This window comes from Celeribacter marinus, from assembly GCF_001308265.1.
Taxonomy (GTDB): domain Bacteria; phylum Pseudomonadota; class Alphaproteobacteria; order Rhodobacterales; family Rhodobacteraceae; genus Celeribacter; species Celeribacter marinus.
The window spans coordinates 737,276-755,400 of the sequence record NZ_CP012023.1 but is presented as its reverse complement, the minus strand read 5'-3'; the positions used below and the strand labels follow the sequence as shown (position 1 = coordinate 755,400).

At 57.3% G+C, this 18,125-nt stretch carries 19 protein-coding genes; 11 read left to right on the top strand and 8 right to left on the bottom strand.

The annotated features are described in order from the left end of the window. The first annotated feature begins 63 nt into the window (after window positions 1-63). The 10 genes from argC to IMCC12053_RS03535 all read left to right on the top strand — a co-directional run bounded on the left by argC (window position 64) and on the right by IMCC12053_RS03535 (window position 7,143). Window positions 64-1,092 (top strand): N-acetyl-gamma-glutamyl-phosphate reductase, encoded by a 1,029-nt coding sequence (gene argC / locus IMCC12053_RS03575; protein WP_062215823.1) that lies wholly within the window; start codon window positions 64-66, stop codon window positions 1,090-1,092. A gap of 39 nt (window positions 1,093-1,131) precedes the next feature. Further along, window positions 1,132-1,575 (top strand): cytochrome c maturation protein CcmE, encoded by a 444-nt coding sequence (gene ccmE / locus IMCC12053_RS03570; RefSeq protein WP_062220813.1) that lies wholly within the window; start codon window positions 1,132-1,134, stop codon window positions 1,573-1,575. A gap of 125 nt (window positions 1,576-1,700) precedes the next feature. After that, window positions 1,701-2,312: a holin-associated N-acetylmuramidase gene (locus tag IMCC12053_RS03565; RefSeq protein WP_062215821.1), complete on the top strand. Its 612-nt coding sequence runs from the start codon at window positions 1,701-1,703 to the stop codon at window positions 2,310-2,312. Beyond that, entirely contained in the window at window positions 2,303-2,857 is a 555-nt protein-coding gene (locus IMCC12053_RS03560; protein WP_062215819.1) for a holin family protein, read from the top strand. Before IMCC12053_RS03565 ends, IMCC12053_RS03560 begins: the two co-directional genes overlap by 10 nt. Then, a complete protein-coding gene (locus IMCC12053_RS03555; protein ID WP_062215814.1) occupies window positions 2,847-3,029 on the top strand; it encodes a hypothetical protein in 183 nt (60 codons plus the stop codon). The genes IMCC12053_RS03560 and IMCC12053_RS03555 overlap by 11 nt, the downstream gene beginning before the upstream one ends. Window positions 3,030-3,032: 3 nt before the next feature. Next, window positions 3,033-3,170 carry a hypothetical protein gene (locus tag IMCC12053_RS15755; RefSeq protein ID WP_156320733.1) on the top strand — a complete coding sequence of 46 codons (138 nt, stop codon included), beginning with the start codon at window positions 3,033-3,035 and terminating at the stop codon, window positions 3,168-3,170. Beyond that, entirely contained in the window at window positions 3,167-3,589 is a 423-nt protein-coding gene (locus IMCC12053_RS03550) for a hypothetical protein (RefSeq protein WP_062215812.1), read from the top strand. The genes IMCC12053_RS15755 and IMCC12053_RS03550 overlap by 4 nt, the downstream gene beginning before the upstream one ends. A 184-nt stretch (window positions 3,590-3,773) precedes the next feature. Next, window positions 3,774-5,756 carry a heme lyase CcmF/NrfE family subunit gene (locus IMCC12053_RS03545; protein WP_062215810.1) on the top strand — a complete coding sequence of 661 codons (1,983 nt, stop codon included), beginning with the start codon at window positions 3,774-3,776 and terminating at the stop codon, window positions 5,754-5,756. Next, on the top strand, window positions 5,753-6,205 hold the full coding sequence (locus IMCC12053_RS03540) for a cytochrome c-type biogenesis protein (RefSeq protein WP_062215808.1): 453 nt from the start codon (window positions 5,753-5,755) through the stop codon (window positions 6,203-6,205). The genes IMCC12053_RS03545 and IMCC12053_RS03540 overlap by 4 nt, the downstream gene beginning before the upstream one ends. 161 nt (window positions 6,206-6,366) lie before the next feature. Continuing rightward, window positions 6,367-7,143 carry an enoyl-CoA hydratase-related protein gene (locus IMCC12053_RS03535; RefSeq protein ID WP_062215806.1) on the top strand — a complete coding sequence of 259 codons (777 nt, stop codon included), beginning with the start codon at window positions 6,367-6,369 and terminating at the stop codon, window positions 7,141-7,143. A 2-nt stretch (window positions 7,144-7,145) separates the two neighbouring features. Here IMCC12053_RS03535 and IMCC12053_RS03530 read toward each other — a convergent pair whose 3' ends face one another. The 3 genes from IMCC12053_RS03530 to gltX form a co-directional block, all read right to left on the bottom strand. After that, on the bottom strand, window positions 7,146-8,081 hold the full coding sequence (locus IMCC12053_RS03530; protein ID WP_062215804.1) for a hypothetical protein: 936 nt from the start codon (window positions 8,079-8,081) through the stop codon (window positions 7,146-7,148). A gap of 131 nt (window positions 8,082-8,212) precedes the next feature. Next, window positions 8,213-9,511: a citrate synthase gene (gltA, locus tag IMCC12053_RS03525; RefSeq protein ID WP_062215802.1), complete on the bottom strand. Its 1,299-nt coding sequence runs from the start codon at window positions 9,509-9,511 to the stop codon at window positions 8,213-8,215. Window positions 9,512-9,836: 325 nt separating this feature from the next. Further along, window positions 9,837-11,273 carry a glutamate--tRNA ligase gene (gltX, locus tag IMCC12053_RS03520; RefSeq protein ID WP_062215800.1) on the bottom strand — a complete coding sequence of 479 codons (1,437 nt, stop codon included), beginning with the start codon at window positions 11,271-11,273 and terminating at the stop codon, window positions 9,837-9,839. Window positions 11,274-11,445: 172 nt separating this feature from the next. Between gltX and IMCC12053_RS03515 the strand changes: the two genes are divergently transcribed. Further along, entirely contained in the window at window positions 11,446-13,506 is a 2,061-nt protein-coding gene (locus tag IMCC12053_RS03515; protein WP_074906259.1) for a ComEC/Rec2 family competence protein, read from the top strand. Here the strand turns inward: IMCC12053_RS03515 and lexA are convergent. The 5 genes from lexA to IMCC12053_RS03490 all read right to left on the bottom strand — a co-directional run bounded on the left by lexA (window position 13,500) and on the right by IMCC12053_RS03490 (window position 18,088). Beyond that, the gene (lexA, locus tag IMCC12053_RS03510; protein WP_062215798.1) at window positions 13,500-14,210 is read right to left on the bottom strand and encodes a transcriptional repressor LexA; all 711 of its coding nucleotides are present in this window, start codon (window positions 14,208-14,210) and stop codon (window positions 13,500-13,502) included. The two genes, IMCC12053_RS03515 and lexA, sit on opposite strands and share 7 nt — an antisense overlap. Window positions 14,211-14,348: 138 nt before the next feature. Next, a complete protein-coding gene (locus IMCC12053_RS03505) occupies window positions 14,349-15,521 on the bottom strand; it encodes a molybdopterin molybdotransferase MoeA (protein WP_062215796.1) in 1,173 nt (390 codons plus the stop codon). Next, window positions 15,518-16,009, bottom strand: a complete 492-nt coding sequence (gene moaC, locus IMCC12053_RS03500; RefSeq protein ID WP_062215794.1) for a cyclic pyranopterin monophosphate synthase MoaC — start codon at window positions 16,007-16,009, stop codon at window positions 15,518-15,520. The genes IMCC12053_RS03505 and moaC overlap by 4 nt, the downstream gene beginning before the upstream one ends. A gap of 1 nt (window position 16,010) precedes the next feature. Beyond that, window positions 16,011-16,817, bottom strand: coding sequence for an indole-3-glycerol phosphate synthase TrpC (trpC, locus tag IMCC12053_RS03495; RefSeq protein WP_062215792.1), 807 nt, complete (start codon window positions 16,815-16,817; stop codon window positions 16,011-16,013). 74 nt (window positions 16,818-16,891) lie between these two features. After that, complete coding sequence (locus IMCC12053_RS03490) at window positions 16,892-18,088, bottom strand: cytochrome P450 (RefSeq protein ID WP_062215790.1); 1,197 nt, start codon at window positions 18,086-18,088, stop codon at window positions 16,892-16,894. Window positions 18,089-18,125: the final 37 nt, after the last annotated feature.

The window sequence follows — 18,125 nt, the reverse complement described above, 5'->3', positions numbered from 1 at the left end:
CTGCCCCTAAATTAAAAGCCGACCCTAAAATATGGGCGGTCCGGTTCGATGAAAGACAGTATTATGACCCATAAAATCGCCATTCTCGGAGCTTCCGGCTATACGGGTGCGGAACTTGTCCGTCTGATTGCAACGCATCCGTCGATGGAGATCGTGGCGTTGTCGGGGGATCGCAAGGCCGGAATGGAAATGGCGCAGGTCTATCCGCACCTGCGTCACATGGACTTGCCCGCGTTGTGCAAAATCGAGGATATCGATTTTTCGGATGTGGATTTGGCGTTTTGCGCCTTGCCCCACGCCACATCGCAAGCGGTGATCAAAGACGTGCCAAGCACGACCAAAGTCGTTGATTTGTCTGCCGATTTTCGCCTGCGTGATCCGGAGGCCTATAAAAAGTGGTACGGCAAAGAGCATTCCGCGCCCGAGTTGCAAAAAGAAGCGGTGTATGGCCTGACCGAATTTTACCGCGATCAGATCAAAGACGCGCGTCTTGTCGCGGGCACGGGGTGTAATGCCGCAACGGGCCAGTTTATCTTGCGTCCCTTGATTGCGGCGGGTGTGATTGATCTCGACACTATCATTCTGGATCTCAAGGTGGCCGTGTCGGGCGCGGGCCGTGCGCTCAAAGAGCATTTGTTGTTTGGTGAGTTGGAAGACAACGCCTTTGGCTATGCAATCGGGGGTCAACATCGTCATTTGGGCGAGTTTGACCAAGAGTTTTCCGCCATTGCCGGTCGTGACGTGCGCATTCAATTCACCCCGCATTTGATCCCCGCCACACGTGGCATTCTCGCCACCGCCTATGTGAGTGGCGAGGCTGGTGCGGTGCACTATGCCCTTGCCAACGCGTACAAAGACGAGCCGTTTATCAAGGTGCTGCCAACAGGCGAAGCGCCAAACATGAAGCATGTGCGCGGATCGAATTTTTGCCACATCGGCGTTGTTGCCGACCGTATCGAGGGGCGTTGTATTGTGATTGGCACGCTCGACAATCTCACCAAAGGCTCATCGGGGCAGGCGATCCAAAACGCCAATCTGATGCTTGGCCTTGAGGAAACGGCGGGTCTGATGAACGCGCCGATGTTCCCGTAACCGTGTTCCCGAAATACTAGGAGATCCACCATGGCTGGCATGAAGAACCTTAAAAAGACGCGCCGCATTCAAATCATCGCTATTTTGACGGTGGTATTGGTGATTGCTGTGGGCATGATCGGCTATGGCTTCAAGGATGGGATCAACCTGTTTCGCTCGCCAACCCAAGTGGTCGAAGAGCCGCCACGAAAAGGTGAGATTTTCCGCATCGGCGGTCTGGTCGAAGAGGGTAGTATCGTGCGTGGCCTTGGCACCGAGGTGACGTTTTCGGTGACGGATGTGACCAACACGATCCCCGTGCGATTTGAGGGGGTCTTGCCCGATTTGTTCACCGAAAATCAGGGGATGATCGGGACAGGCAGCCTACAAGATGGGGTGTTCATCGCGACAGAGATTTTGGCAAAACACGACGAGACCTATATGCCCAAGGAAGTTGTTGATGCGCTGAAAGAGCAAGGGGTCTATCAAGAGCCCGAAAGTTAACATTTACAGCGCCTTGAGGCATATGAGTTAACGGATTTAGAAACGCCGCCGACCGCTAGGGTTTGGCGGCGTTAACTTATTTACGGCAGCCTTAGAGACCATCGCATAGGTGGAATTTGAGGCACATGAAAACAGTTCAAAACATCGCAGACGAGATCATTGCCCGCGAAGGCGGGTACGTGAATGACCCACATGATCCGGGGGGCGCTACAAAATACGGGGTCACCATTGGCACCTTGCGCCGCCTTGGTGTGGATGTCGACGGGGACGGCACGGTGAGTGTCAGTGACGTGCGCAAACTTAGCCGCGATCAGGCGCGCGATATTTTTGTGACCCACTATTTTAACGGGCCGCGCATCGACGACTTGCCACCGGTTTTGCACGCCAGTGTGTTCGACATGTATGTGAACGCGGGTGCCAATGCGGTGCGCGTGTTGCAACGGCTTTTGGGCGATATGGGGATCACGTTGGCGGTCGACGGCCTCATCGGGCCGCAAACGATTGAGGCCGCATACATCGCACAATCACTCGCGCCACATCACCTCGTTGATGCTTACGGCATTGCGCGGCGCAATTACTATTATTCGCTCGCGGATCGGCGTCCTTCGTCGCGCAAATACGCCAAGCGCCGTGATGGTGGTAAGGGCGGTTGGATCGTGCGCGCGGAGGCGTTCATCTCAACGCGGTATCATTTGAGCCGTGCCGAGCACGATACGCGGGTGGCGGCATGGGAATAATTGATAAACTCTTGGGCGTGTTGTTTGGCGAGGAGCGCAATGTTGTGCGCGAAACCGCCGAGATCTTTTTGGAAAACCGTGAAAATTCTGGCGCGCGCGATGCGGAGTTTCGCAGCTCCGCATTGGAACAATTTGCCCGCGAATTTGCATTGGAGCGCAAGGGCGGTTTTGACCGGTTTATGGACGGGCTCAACCGCGTACCGCGTCCGCTGATGGCTTTTGGCACCATCGGGTTGTGCGTGGCGGCGATGGTTGATCCCGTGTGGTTCGCAGCGCGGATGCAGGGGATTGCCCTTGTTCCCGAACCATTGTGGTGGCTGTTCGGCGCGATTGTCAGCTTTTACTTTGGCGCGCGCTATCAGGTCAAAAGTCAGGATTTCCAACGCTCCGTTGTTGCCACAATGGCCCAAGCGCCCCTGGTGACAGCCAATATCGCCGCCCTCAATGCCTTGGCCGCGGGATCACGTGGCCTGCCGCCCACGTCCGCAGGGAACGGACAGGATAATCCTGCGCTCATGGCATGGAGGCAGGCGGATGATGAGTGATGCATTGATCACCGCATTGGCGGACAACGGACCTTGGGCGTTGATGGTTTTCTACCTTCTTTACAGAGACTTGCAAAAGGATCAGGCAACGCGGTCTGTTCTAGACAAGAACACGCAGATCTTGGTCGAGATGACCACAATGATCCGCGAACGCCTTCCCAGAGAGAGGTGAGCTATGCGTGATATAGTGTTGCGCTATTGGCGGGCTTTGAGGGCCAAATGGAGCGAATACGGCGTGCGCGCCGCGTTCAATCGAAACACGCGCGCCGCGGATGCGTTAGACGCCGCCGTCAAGGAGATGTTGAAGCAATGAAACCGATCATAGCTCTATTTGCGTTCATTTTGATGATCGCGCTCATAGGGGCGCATGGCCTTGGGTTTGCTGCGATGCTGCAAGTTGCATATGGCGCCATTTGCGCCATGGCCCTTTTGATTTCGGCCACGTTTTTTTGGTTGTGGCATGAACGCGCCACGCCGCTGGCACTTGGTATGTCATTGTCGTGGGCGGGGACGGGGCTCACCATCGGGTGGTGGTGGCTCATGCGGGTTTTGAACGATCCGGCTTGGGGGATGGAGGCCGCATTGCTATTTGTGTTTTTATCCCTGCTGATCTGCGGGGCGGTGGTGCATTTCGCTGTGATCCAAGGCTCGTTTGGTCTGCGAGGGATTTCATTTATGTGGCCGGTTGTTGGCGCGTTCACCATGTCAATTTGCGTCCTTTTGATTTTCTGACAGGGATTCACAGGGGCGCATTTTTGCACGGTGTGCGCTCCAAAGTGGTTTGTTGCGCCGTCCTGCGACACCAACACGCACCATTGGCGCCCTAAACCTGATCATTTCTTTGCGACATGACGGCGCAGCCCATTGGCGTATGTCGCGCGAGCGAGTAAACATCTGTGCAAAGGGAGACACGCACATGCTCGTAGAACTTGGACATTTCGCATTGATTTTGGCGTTTTTTGTCGCGATTGCCCAGACGGTTTTGCCGCTCTGGGGCGCGCACACGGGACGCCGCGCATTTATGGCGGTGGGGGAACCTGCGGCGGTGGTGCAATTGGTGCTCATCACCTTCTCATTTGGTGCGTTAACCTACGCGTTTGTGACATCTGATTTCTCGCTCAAACTGGTGGTCGAGAACTCCCATACGCTCAAACCGATGCTCTATAAAGTGTCGGGTGTTTGGGGCAACCACGAAGGATCCATGTTGCTTTGGATTTTGATTGTGGCGCTGTTTGGCGGGGCGGCGGCGCTGTTCGGCTCCAATCTACCCGTTACGTTGCGCGCACGGGTGCTTGGCGTACAAGGCTCCATTGGTGTGGCATTTCTCGCGTTTATCTTATTCACATCGAACCCGTTTTTGCGTCTGCAATTTCCGCCAATGAATGGCGATGATCTTAATCCGTTGCTGCAAGATCCCGGTTTGGCGTTTCACCCGCCGTTCCTGTATTTGGGCTATGTGGGTCTTTCCATGACCTTTTCGTTTGCTGTTGCGGCCCTTCTTGAGGGGCGCGTGGATGCAGCTTGGGGGCGTTGGGTGCGTCCGTGGACCTTGGCCGCGTGGGTCTTTTTGACCATCGGTATCGGCCTTGGCTCTTGGTGGGCCTATTATGAGCTTGGTTGGGGCGGCTTTTGGTTCTGGGATCCGGTTGAAAACGCGTCCTTTATGCCATGGCTGTTTGCAGCTGCATTGCTCCACTCGGCCGTTGTGGTCGAAAAACGCGAAAGCCTGAAAGCATGGACGATCCTCTTGGCAATTCTGGCCTTTGGATTCTCACTCATCGGCACGTTCCTTGTGCGGTCTGGCGTGATTACCTCTGTCCATGCCTTCGCCAATGATCCCGAACGCGGCGTGTTTATCTTGCTCATCCTTGCCATCTTTATGGGCGGCTCGTTGGTTCTGTTTTCCATGCGCGCCTCTGCCATGACGGCCAAAGGTGTGTTCTCAATGGTCAGTCGCGAAACCGCGCTATTGACCAATAATATCTTGCTGGCCGTGGCCGCATTCGTGGTCTTTATCGGCACCATCTGGCCGCTCGTGGCCGAGGCATTTTGGGACCGTAAATTGTCCGTGGGCGCACCATTCTTTGATGCGGCCTTTACGCCGTTCTTTACCATTCTGGCCTTTATCTTGCCCGTTGGCGCGATGATGGCGTGGAAGCGCGCGCGCCTTGGGGCGACGCTCAAAAAACTGATCCCGTCGATGATCCTTGCGTTGGCTGTGTTTGGCCTGATTTGGTCGATTCAAACCCAAAAGACATTGCTTGGTCCCATTGGTTTGGCCCTTGGAATGTGGTTGATCGCGGGCGCATGTCAGGACCTTCTTTCCAAAACGGGCAAGGCGCGTGATCTGTCGCGGCTGTTTCGACTGCCGCGTGCGGATTGGGGACGTTTGTTTGCCCATGGTGGCCTGGGCGTAACCATTGCGGGGATCGCCGGTCTGACCGCATGGTCGGTAGAGGACATTCGTGTGGTCAACATTGGCGAGACGTTTGAGGTGTCGGGTTACACGATTTCACTGGATCAAGTCGAACGCAAACAAGGGCCGAACTACATCACAACCATGGCGTCGATGTCGGTGTTTGAGGGTGACAAAAAAGTGGCCACGCTACACCCCGAAAAACGCAACTATCCCGTCCAACAAATGCCTACGACCGAGGCGGGCATCGACAACGGGTTCTTGCGCGATGTCTATCTTGTCATCGGGGATGTGCAGGCCAATGGTGGATGGGCTGTGCGCACGTATATCAAGCCGCTTGCAAACTGGATTTGGGGTGGAACGATCATTATGTCATTCGGCGGCTTTTTGAGCCTGACCGATCGTCGATACCGTGTGGCCGCGGGCGCACGTCGTCGTAAAGACGCGGCAAAAGTAGCGGCTGCGGGAGTGCCCGCAGAATGAAACACCTCATCCTCGTTCTCGCCCTTGTGATGGGCTCAACTCCTGCTGTGGCGGTGCAACCCGACGAAGTGTTGCCCGATACCGCCATGGAAGAGCGCGCGCGCGAGATTTCCAAGGAGCTGCGCTGTTTGGTATGTCGCAATGAAAACATTGACGAAAGCAACGCCGATTTGGCCAAAGATCTACGGCTTTTGGTTCGTGAACGCCTCGTGGAGGGCGACAGCAATGTCGAGGTGGTGGACTATGTAGTCGACCGCTACGGCGAGTATGTATTGCTCAAACCTACGCTCACGGGATCGAACAAGCTGTTGTGGATTGCGGGGCCGCTTATGCTTTTGGCCGCGTTCGGGGTCGCGATCGGGTTTGTGCGGCGGCGTCAAAATGAGGCCGAGACGGTGGAATTGACATCGGACGAGCAAACCCGCCTCGATGCGATTATGAAAGACTAACTGCGGCGGCCTACAGGGGCTTGGCGCGTAGTTGGCGCGCTCGGTGCAGCCTAAAACTGATTGTTTTCAAATAAAACGTCTCGTGACGGCGCGTTCCTCTTTCCTCTGCCGTGCGGATACCTATCTTGTAGGTAACCCGTGACCGAGGGAAGGGACCACGCATGCACTATGAAACCATTACCGTTAACGTCCGTGATGATGTTGCCGTTCTTACGTTGAATCGCCCCGATGTGCGCAACGCGCTCAACACACAGATGCGCGCAGAAATTACCCACGCCGTACGCGAAGCGCCGAAATCCGCACGTGTTTTGGTCATTACAGGGGCCGGTGGTGCCTTTTGCTCGGGTCAAGATCTTGGGGACGGCGTTAATGCCGGCACCGCCGATTTAGAACGCACATTGCGCGACGAATACGAGCCGATGATGTATGCGATCCATGATTGCCCGATCCCGACAATTGCCGCTGTGGGCGGTGCTGCCGCCGGAGCGGGGGCCTCTTTGGCACTGGCGTGTGATGTGACGATTGCAACCGAAAGTGCAATTTTCCTACAGGCGTTTTCACGTATTGGCCTGATCCCTGATGCAGGTGGAACCTACTTTTTGCCGCGCCAGATCGGTTTGGCGCGCGCCATTGGGGCGACACTCTTTGCGGATGAAATTCCCGCCAATAAGGCGGCGCAATGGGGAATGATCTACGAAAGCATTGAGGATGATAAGTTTGCGAGCCATTGGATGGCGCGTGCGCAGTATCTGGCGAGTGGGCCAACGGTGACCTACCGCCATCTCAAAGAGGCCATGCACGCCTCCTATGACAACACGCTCAAGCAACAAATGGGCCTAGAGGCCAAGTTGCAAAATGCCTGTGGTCAAACCCGTGACTTCAAAGAGGGCGTGATGGCGTTCCTCGACAAGCGCAAACCCGTCTACGAAGGCCGCTAGTCTCACGCGGTCGTTTTGCCGTCTTGGGCCTTGGCGTTTCGTCCTGGCGCAAGACGTGAAATGGCCTGTGCGAGAGCGGCCTCTTCGGGTCCAAACAGCGGACGTTCGGGTTCTTGCGGCATGTCTGTGTCAAAGCGCACGCCGTAGCGGGCCTCAAGGCGCGCATTGCTGTCTTTGAATGTCGCCAAAAGTGACGCGCGTAATGTGCTCCCGAGGGCCGTTTTGAGCGTGTCATGTTTGAACGCCTTGACCAGTTTGACCTTGTTGTATTTGACCCCTTGCCGGTTGAGCAGGGCCAAGAGGGCGGCGCAGTTCATGGACGGGCTGACGTTCACACGCGCTTCGTCTCCAACCGCGATATCCAATCCCAATGCCGTGAAAAAGCTTGGGGCGAGCGCGGTTTTCACAGCGTCGAACGAAATAGCCTTAACCGTTCCAATCTCGCTCCACGCGTCCAAAAGGGCCGTGTAATCAAGGCGGCTTTGGATGTCGCGCGCTGTTGCAAATTTGCGAATGGAGCGGCCCTCACGGCGCGCTTCGCCGCAATATTGGTTCCACAGGCTTTCGACATAGCGATCTTGGCGGCGCAAGTAACATATGATTGTGGTGTCAAACGGGGCGGCAAAGGCCGCGATCCGCGCCAGAGCCGCGGGACCACATTCGGATAAGACCTCATCACTGAGCATCAGTGTGGGGTGCCCTGAGGCGTCAAAATCCGCGAGAATTGCATCTTGTTCGCGCGCCCATTTTTGCGGCCCACGTTGAAGGGCATAGCTAAGACTGGCGTGGCGCGGGGCATCGGCGCGCGGTGGGCGCGCAGGGTCGCCCCAATGAATGCCAGATGATGCCAAGGCGGCGCGGTGCGCATAGGCGGTGTGTTGAAGGGAGGTTGATCCGGTCTTTGAGGTGCCGATGTGCAAAATCAATTGACGGGTCATGTGTGTGGTCCCTCTTAAACACTGCGACGAAACACTGCGCAGAAACAAAACGATACCGCCATGATGGCACAGATCGTACAAAAAAAACCCGCCCAGTTATGGGCGGGTTCAATCATAATAGTGTGACGCGCTTATTTGCGGTCTTCGACGTTCGTATAGGCGCGCTGATGCTCACCTGTATAAAGCTGACGCGGACGACCAATTTTCAAAGCCGGATCCTCGATCATTTCTTTCCACTGCGAAATCCAGCCGATGGTGCGCGAGAGCGCAAAGATTGGCGTGAACATCGAGGTCGGGAAGCCCATGGCCTCCAAGATGATGCCCGAATAGAAATCGACGTTTGGGAACAGCTTTTTCTCGGCAAAGTACGGATCGGCCAGTGCGGCTTTCTCCAGTTCCTTCGCAACCTGAAGGGTCGGGTTGTTTTCAACGCCGAGCAATTCGAGCACTTCGTCTGCGGATTGTTTGAGCACGGTCGCACGCGGGTCGATGTTTTTGTAGACGCGGTGGCCAAAGCCCATCAGGCGGAACGGATCGTTCTTATCCTTAGCGCGGGCGATGTATTCGGGAATACGGTCCACAGTGCCGATTTCGCGCAGCATCTCAAGACAGGCTTGGTTCGCGCCGCCGTGTGCCGGACCCCAAAGACATGCAATGCCAGCGGCAATACAGGCGAACGGGTTGGCACCCGACGATGAGGCAAGGCGCACAGTCGACGTCGATGCGTTTTGCTCGTGATCGGCGTGCAGCGTAAAGATACGGTCCATTGCGCGGGCAAGGATCGGGTTCACGTCGTATTCTTCGGCAGGGACCGAGAAACACATGCGCAGGAAGTTCGATGCGTAATCAAGATCATTGCGCGGATACACCATAGGCTGACCGATGGTGTATTTATACGCGGCTGCCGCAATCGTTGGCATTTTGGCAATCAGACGAATGGTCGCCACTTCGCGCTGCCACGGATCGGAGATGTCGATACTATCGTGGTAGAATGCAGACATCGCGCCCACAACGGCAACCATAATGGCCATCGGGTGTGCATCACGACGGAAACCGGAGAAGAATTTATGCATCTGCTCGTGGATCATCGTGTGATTGGTCACGCGGCTTTCAAAATCTTCCATCTGAGCGGCGGTTGGCAGTTCACCATAAAGCAGCAGGTAGCACACTTCGAGGTAGTGGGATTTTTCGGCCAATTCACCGATGGTGTAGCCACGGTGCAAAAGCACACCTTCGCCGCCATCAATGTAGGTAATCGCGCTGTCACAGGCTGCGGTGGATGTGAAACCTGGATCGTATGTAAATACGCCTGCTTCGCTGTACAGCTTGCGAATATCGAGGACGTCCGGCCCTTCGGTCGGGGAGTATACGGGAAGCTCGTAAGAGGTGCCGTCAAGCGTCAGGGTCGCTGTCTTCTTGGTATCTGCCATCGTCATTCCTTCGGTTGGCAACGGCGCTCCCGTGGGGGCCGTTGGTGGTCTGGCGGACGTCTGACGCGTGCGGCTAAGCGATCGCGTACATCAAGCGCCGTCTTGGGCATTAAAGCGGCGAACCGCTTCGGCATCTGTGCATGGACCCTTTTGCCTGTTGTGGGTTTAAGGATCTGCAGTTGCCAGAGCGTTAACCGCTTTGGCCAAAATTTATGTGACCCCGATCAATTGCGCACGAAAAATCCGACGCGCGGATCGAGCACAGGGGGAGAGACGGGTCTGCTAACCAAGAATCACGCCCAAGAGGGGCGTGATGCGGTTTATGTCATGCGCTCGGGCACATGGCGGCAAAATCCGCGATCCGGGCGAGGCTCTCCTCTCGCCCCAAAACGAGCATCATGTCGAGAACACTAGGGGTCACGGCACGTCCTGCGAGGGCTGGGCGCAGGGGGCCGGCGACCTTACCAAAACCGATCTCGCGGGCTTCGCAGACCGCATTGATCGCACCTTCAAGCGCCTCGCGATCCCAGCTACCACTTTGCAGGTGCGGCGTCAATTCTTTCAGTATACCGTTGGATACATCGGTAAGCTGTTTTTGCGCCTTCTCATCAAGGTCAAGGGGCCGCTGTGTGAGTGCAAAATGTGCTTTTTCAATGAGTTGCGGGTATGTTTTCGACGCGCCCTTAACGTAGGGGAGCGCTGACACCAGTTGCGTTTTTTGTTCTGCCGTCAGCGCGGGGTGTTTCGCAGCCGCGAGATAGCCCTCAACTTCGCCCAAAATGTCATCATCGTCCATGACGGCGAGATGTTGCCCGCAAATGTTTTCGAGCTTTTTGGTGTCAAAGCGCGCGGGCGATTTGTTGACGCCGTCCAGATCAAACCACTCTTTGGCTTGTGCATCGGAAAAGAACTCGTCGTCGCCGTGGCTCCAGCCCAATCGGGCCAAATAGTTGCGCATCCCAGATGAAGGATAGCCCATAGCCTGATACTCTTTGACGCCGGTTGCACCGTGGCGCTTAGACATCTTTTTGCCGTCTGGCCCAAAGATCAGCGGGATATGGGCGTAGACAGGGAGCGGCCATCCCATTGCCGTGTAGATCGGGATCTGACGGGCCGCATTGTTCAGGTGATCGTCGCCGCGAATGACGTGGGTGACGCCCATATCGTGATCGTCGACCACAACGGCCAGCATATAGGTCGGTGTGCCATCAGAACGCAGCACGATCATATCGTCCAACTGGTCATTGCGAATTGTCACATCGCCCTGCACCTGATCATGAATGACCGTCACACCCTCACGCGGGGCTTTGACACGCACCGAAAATGGCGCATCGGGGTGTTGAGCGGCATCGGCATCGCGCCATGGCGATTGATAGAGCGTGCTTGCACTGTTCGCGCGGGCCTCTTCGCGAAAGGCTTCGATCTCGTCTTGAGTCGCAAAACATTTATACGCCGCACCTGAGGCAAGCATGACCTCGGCCACCTCTTTGTGACGGGCTGCGCGCGCGAACTGGCTGATCGCTTCGCCATCATAATCAAGCCCGAGCCAGTCCATGCCGTCCAAGATCCCTTGGGTCGCCTCGGGGGTTGAACGCGCGCGGTCTGTATCCTCAATGCGCAACAAAAATTTGCCGCCGCGCGCCCGCGCATAGAGCCAGTTGAACAGGGCCGTACGGGCGGTGCCGATGTGCATGTCGCCCGTAGGAGAGGGGGCGATGCGGGTTACGACAGGCGTTGCAGGGGCGTTGGAAGCTGCGCTCATAGGTTCTAACCCTTTGGTAACTAAGTTTTCGGATGGTGTGTTGGCGCAGAGTTACGCGACCATGAAAGGGGACACAAGGGTGCGCCCATGGCGACGACATAGGGTAAGGCACTGGGACTGGGCAAAGTTTGCCCTGTCTTGTCGTCTCTCACTTGACGGTCAACGCGGCGCCTTGTTCGTTTGGGCCCCCGTTTTGATTGGCATCGGTATCGGTGTTTATTTCGCCTTACCCGTCGAGCCATCGCCGCGAGTCTATGCAATTACAGTGGCATGTGCGCTCATTTTGCTAACCTTGTCGCGGCTCACACGCGGGGACAGGACGGCGATCGGTCTGGCTCTTTGCCTGTGTCTGGCGGGGTTTCTTGCGATCGGTCTGCGCGGTCATCTGCGCACAGCCCCTGTGATCCCCTTTCGCTACTACGGTCCCGTTGAGGGGCGGGTTGTGATGATAGATCGCTCGGCATCGGGGGCAGAGCGTTTGACCATTGATCATGTGGTGTTGCGCGATATGTCGCCCGACCGTGTCCCTGCGCGCGTTCGTATTTCCCTACACGGGCCCAAAACCTTTCCCATAGAATCCGGTCAATGGCTTGGCCTGACCGCGCATGTGTCGCCGCCTTCGGGGCCAGCCGAGCCACGCGGGTTTGATTTTCAACGCATGGCGTGGTTCGACCGTCTAGGTGGGGTGGGCTATAGTCGCGCCCCTGTGATGCGGGTAGCACAGACGGATCGCGGCGCGAGTGTGGCGTTGCACCGGATGCGGCAATCGCTTGCGCATCGCATTCGTCGCCAGATGTCGGGGCAAGAGGGCGCATTTGCAGCCGCGATTCTCACAGGGGACCGCTCCGCAATCTCGCCGCAAACCGACGAGGCGTTGCGCGGATCGAACTTGTCGCACCTTTTGGCCATTTCCGGTTTGCACATGGGGTTATTGACGGGGGCGGTGTTCGGCGCAATCCGATTGATCCTTATGGCGCTATTGCGCGAGCATCGATCCATACCCGCCAAAAAGGTTGCGGCGCTCTTTGCGCTCATGGCGGGCGCGGTCTACCTTGCTCTGTCGGGATGGAATGTCGCCACGGAACGCGCATTCATTATGGTGTCGGCCATGTTTGTTGCCGTGCTTTTGGATCGTCGGGCGCTGTCGATGCGGGCGGTGGCGCTCGCCGCCACGATCATACTGGTTTTACGCCCCGAGGTGCTCACCGAACCGGGGTTTCAAATGTCATTTGCGGCGACAACATCGCTAGTGTTCGCTTTTTCGGCCATCAGAGGTGTGGCGTGGTTCGCCCGTATGCCCAAGCCTGTGCGCGTTGTCGCGGCCGTGGCGTTGTCGTCCGTTGTCGCAGGATTGGCCACGGCGCCCGTGGCGGCCGCGCATTTCAACCGGATCGCGGATTACGGCCTGATTGCAAATCTGATCTCGGTGCCGTTGATGGGGCTCGTGATTATGCCGATGGCTGTTTTGGCACTGGCCCTTGCGCCACTGGGGTTGGAGGCGGTCGCGTTCGCCGTGATGTCGCCCGCGATTGCGTGGATCTTGGGTGTGGCCTCTACGGTTTCGGCGTGGGAGGGGGCCGTGTCACATGTGCCAACGCCGCCCGATGCAGTTTTGCCATTGATGGCGATCGGTGGCTTGTTCGTCATGTTGTGGCGCGGGCGGGCGCGTGTGATCGGGGTGGCTCCCCTGTGTGTCGCATGCGTGCTTTGGTTCAGTGCGCCGCGACCTGATCTTTTGATCTCCGAGGACGGCGGGTTGGTGGGGATCATGAGCGCGCAGGGGCGTGTTTTGAATAAGCCCAAGGGGGCGGGATTCGCCGCGCGGACATGGCTCGAAAATGATGGAGATGGTGAGGATCAGATCGAGGCGGCCGCGCGTCCGTCTGCGCCGTTGCGCATTGGATCGTTGAGCGTGGCACATGTGACAGGGCGCGGATGGCAAGAGCGTGTTGAGGCGGCCTGTGCGACCCATGATATCGTAATTGTGTCTCAAAAAGTGCAAAAAATCCCAAATACAGCCTGTGAAATGTTCGATTTGTCTAAGTTGGAGCAAACAGGAGCCGTGGCGTTTTACCTACGAGAGGGGAATGTTGTGATGCAAACCACGCGCGATGTGGTGGGGCGACGCCTATGGAATACGCCGGAACATCGCACGCAGAACCCCACCAAAAAGGCCGCACCAAACGGCGCGGCCAGTGAGGCAATCATAGTGGCAAACGCACCTGTTCAGTAGCTGCGGATCAGGCCCACAAGTTTTCCCTGCACCTCAACCTGATCGGCAGGCAGAATGCGGGTTTCATAGGCCGTATTTGCCGCTTCCAATGCAACGCGATCACCCATTTTGCGAAAGGTTTTGAGGGTTGTCTCGTATCCCTCGACCATAGCGACAACGATATCACCATCACGCACCGCAGATGTTTCTTGGATCACCACGATATCGCCGGAGTTGATCCCCGCATCAATCATCGAGTCGCCTTTGACCTCAAGGGCGTAGTGATTTCCATGACCCGATAGCATCATTGACGGAACAGAGACGCCTCGGTCGTGATCTTGCACGGCTTCAATCGGAACGCCTGCGGCTATTTTGCCCATCATTGGTAGGCTCACGGCGTCGACAGACACATCCATCGCGGCGGCAGGGGGTGGAGTATTGGGGCGATCACCATCAATCACGCGCGGCGTGAACCCTGCAACGGTCGGCGCGGTGGGTTCGCCCCCCAATGCCTCGGGGAGTTTGACGATTTCAATCGCCCGTGCGCGATGTGCAAGACGACGAATAAACCCACGTTCCTCAAGAGCTGTGATCAGGCGATGGATGCCCGATTTAGAGCGTAGATCCAACGCCTCTTTCATCTCGTCAAAAGAGGGTGGGACGCCATCCTTGCGCATCCGTGTGTCGATGAACTCCAAGAGTTGCATTTGTTTCTTTGTCAGCATCTGCGCGCTCCCGTTTTGGTGGGCGAAAGGGTCTACAAACGACCCGTGTTCTGACTATGTTCTACTCGTGTTCTCCAATTGTGTCAACAACTGTGTCGCGATCACTGCCATCTCGCTGTCATGGCGCGGTGCTGGTCGCTAAATCTTGATACACGCGATCAGATCACCCGCGCGTGCGGCGGGCGCGTGTGGTGCGCGCACGATAAGGGCGTTTGCGTGCGACAAGATGGACATGAGCGAGCTGTCTTGACGCGCGAACGGCTCAATGCCTGTCGGGGTCAGGTGTGCGCGCATATAATGTTCGCGCGGACCATTGGCCTCAAGATCGCTCAACACGACATGGGTCTCGCGCGGGGCGGGCCGTGCAGGGAGGCCCATCATCGCCATGAGCGCAGGGATCAAAAACAACTGTGCCGTGACCATCGACGACACCGGATTTCCGGGCAACCCGATCATCAAGGCGCCGTTGAGACGTCCCGCCATGAGGGGTTTCCCGGGGCGCATTGCAACTTTGTAAAATGCACGATCAAGGCCGAGATCACTCGCCACTTTCGCGACAATGTCGTGATCCCCAACCGATGCCCCGCCGATGGTCACAATCACATCGGCCCCTGCGGCCAGATCGAACGATTGGCGCAGCGCGCTTTCGGTATCGCGCGCAATCGGTAGCATCCGTGCGATACCGCCCGCGGCCTCGATCATTGCGGCCAATCCAAAGCTGTTGGAGGCGATAATTTGGGACGCATTCGGCGTCTCTCCGGGCATCACCAATTCGTCGCCTGTGGCGATCAGGGCGACGACGGGTTTGCGAAACACCTCAACCTGCGCGACGTTCATCGCGGCCAAAAGGGTGACGTCTTGAGCGGATAGGCGGCGTGGAGCGGCAATGTTATCGCCCGATTTGAAATCCCCGCCAAGGGGGCGAATGTTTAATGTGCCGCTGAGAGGTGCTGTGAGTGTGATCAGATCGCCCGCGCGGGTCACGTCCTCTTGGATGATAACGCGGGTGCAGGGGGGCGGGACGGGTGCGCCGGTAAAAATGCGCACCGCTTGTCCTGCCGCAATGCGCCCCTCAAAGGCGTGTCCTGCGGCCGCTTCGCCAACGACCGTAAACTGTGCGCCTTGGGGGATATCGGTGTCGCACACCGCGTAGCCATCCATAGCGGAGGAGGCAAAGGGCGGCTGATCGCGCAGGGCGCGCGCAGGGGTTGCCAAGACGCGACCCGCAGCGTGGCGTAGATCCACGGTTTGGGTGTCAACCTGCGTACACAGTGCAAAGACCTCTGCGAGGGCATCCGAGACGGAAATCATGAGCGGGCCTGCGTCTGCGCCTCGAACAGACCGGATTTTCCGCCCTCTTTGCGCAACAAGCGCACAGACGTGATCTCCATGCCTTTCTCGACCGCTTTGAGCATGTCGTAGACGGTGAGTGCGGCGGTGGTTGCGGCCGTTAGCGCCTCCATCTCGACACCGGTTTGGCCGGACGTTTTCACCGTCGCCTGAATGCGGACACCGGGCAATGTGTCGTCGGGGATCAGATCAACGGCCACTTTGGTGATCGGTAAGGGATGGCACAGCGGGATGAGGTCGGCGGTCTTTTTTGCGCCCATGATACCCGCCAGTCGCGCCACGCCCAACACATCCCCTTTCTTGGCCGTGCCTTGGGTAATATGGGCGAGAGTCTGTGCGGTCATTTTGATTGCAGCTTCGGCGGTGGCGCTGCGATCGGTCACGGGTTTGTCGGAGACATCGACCATATGCGCGTTGCCGCCCGCGTCGAAATGGGTCAGATCCGCCATATTACAACGCGCCTCCCACTGGTTTGGCCAAAAGGGCACGTGTGGCGGCCTCAACATCGTCTTGGCGCATCAAGCTTTCGCCGATCAAGAAACACCGCGCGCCGTAGCTTGCCATATCGGCCAGATCGGCAGGGGTGCTCAACCCGCTTTCGCACACCAATATGCGGTCTTCCGTGGCCATCCGCGACAGGTGGCGGGTTGTGTCCAATGTCGTCTCAAAGGTTTTCAGATTGCGGTTGTTGATCCCGAGCAGCGGGGATTTGAGAGCTGCGGCACGTTCCAACTCCTCGGCATCATGCACTTCGACCAAGACATCCATGCCAAGGGCGAATGCGGCCTCCTCAAGCTCGCGGGCTTGCCCGTCATCCACACTGGCCATGATGATCAAAATGGCATCAGCCCCCCATGCACGGGCCTCGGTCACTTGGTAGGTGTCGTACATAAAGTCTTTGCGCAAGACTGGAATGCGGACCTCGCCGCGCGCTTGGATCAAATACTCCGGCGCCCCTTGAAAGGATGGGGTGTCTGTGAGCACGGACAAACAGGCCGCTCCGCCGTCCTCATAGGCCCGCGCAATGGCTGGCGGGTTGAAATCCGCACGAATTAGCCCCTTGGAGGGAGAGGCCTTTTTGACTTCGGCAATCAATCCATATCCCGATTTGGACGCCGTTTGTAAGGCGGCTGCAAATCCGCGTGGCGCATCTTGGGCACTGGCCATGTCCTCAAGGTCGGCCAATGGCACAGCCTGTTTGGCTGCGGCCACTTCGTCGAGTTTATAGGCTTTGATTTTATCGAGAACTGTTGTCATGGCCGTGTATCCCTATGGTCTCGTGCGGCGCTGCGGGGCCGCGCGCTGGTATGTCGTCTTTGCGCGTAAAATACTCACTTTTGGCCGAGCCGCACGCGCAAACTGCGTAATCCGTGGAAATGCCACGTGTTGGCGTAGTCAGGTGGCGCGGCAAGTGCCAAGTCCGGGTAGCGTTCAAACAGTCGCGGCAAAGCCACGCGCATCTCCAATCGCGCAAGTGGCGCGCCGACACAAAAATGCAGTCCCACACCAAAGGCCATGTTTTGTTTGATCGGGCGGGCGGGTCTAAAGCGGTCGGCCTCATCCCACGCGGTCTCATCGCGATTGGCCGAGGCAAGCAATAGCCCGACTTTATCGCCGCGCTTGAACTCATGGCCCATAAAGCACATGTCCTTATAGACCCAACGATCAAAGAAATGCAGCGGCGGATCGTAGCGCAAAACCTCCTCAAGCGTGGCATCAATGGCCCCATCAGTCAGAGCGTCTGGGGGTGTCTCGGTCTCCAATAGGGTTTTGACGGCAATGCCAAGGCTATGCACGGTCGCCTCGTGGCCCGCATTCAAAAGTAAGATACAGGTCGAGATCAACTCATCGGTCGATAGCTTTTCCCCATCTTCTTCGGCGGCAATAAGGTGCGTGATGAGATCGTCGCGCGGTGTTGTGCGGCGCGCCTCAACGTACCTGCGCATAAAGGTCGAAAATTCGCGCGCGGCCTGTTCGGCTGCGGCTTCAATCTCGGGGGTGCGTAGGGGGGTATAGACCGCGACCATGGCATTGGACCACGCCAGCAATTGATCACACATCTCTTCGGGGACGCCCAACAGACGTGAGATGACGCGCACGGGCAGCGGCTGACAAAAGCTCTGCAATAAATCCGTTTCGCCCGTGTGCGTGTCGATCTTATCCAACAGATCATCACAGATCGCGGTGATCTCGGGCATAAGGTCCTTGATCCGGCGCGAGGTAAACGCGCGCAACACCAACCCACGTAACCGCCTATGGCGTTCGCCTTCAAGTTCCAACATGGAATGGGCATCGATCTCGTAAAAGTGCTGCAAGCCTTTCGGGATAGGGCGGGCGAATCCCTGTGGGGCTTCGCGGCCAAACCGGTTGTCGCGCAGCGCCATCGACACACCGTCGTAGCCCGTCAGCACGGGAACGCCCAGTTCTGTCCAATAGGCAAGGGGGCCGCTGTCGCGCAGACGGGCATAAAACCCATACGGGTCTTGAACAAAGGCGGGGTCTTTTGGATCTTGATCAAAGTGGAGCATGTGCGGACGCTGCCGCTATCCGCTTTGCTTTGCAAGC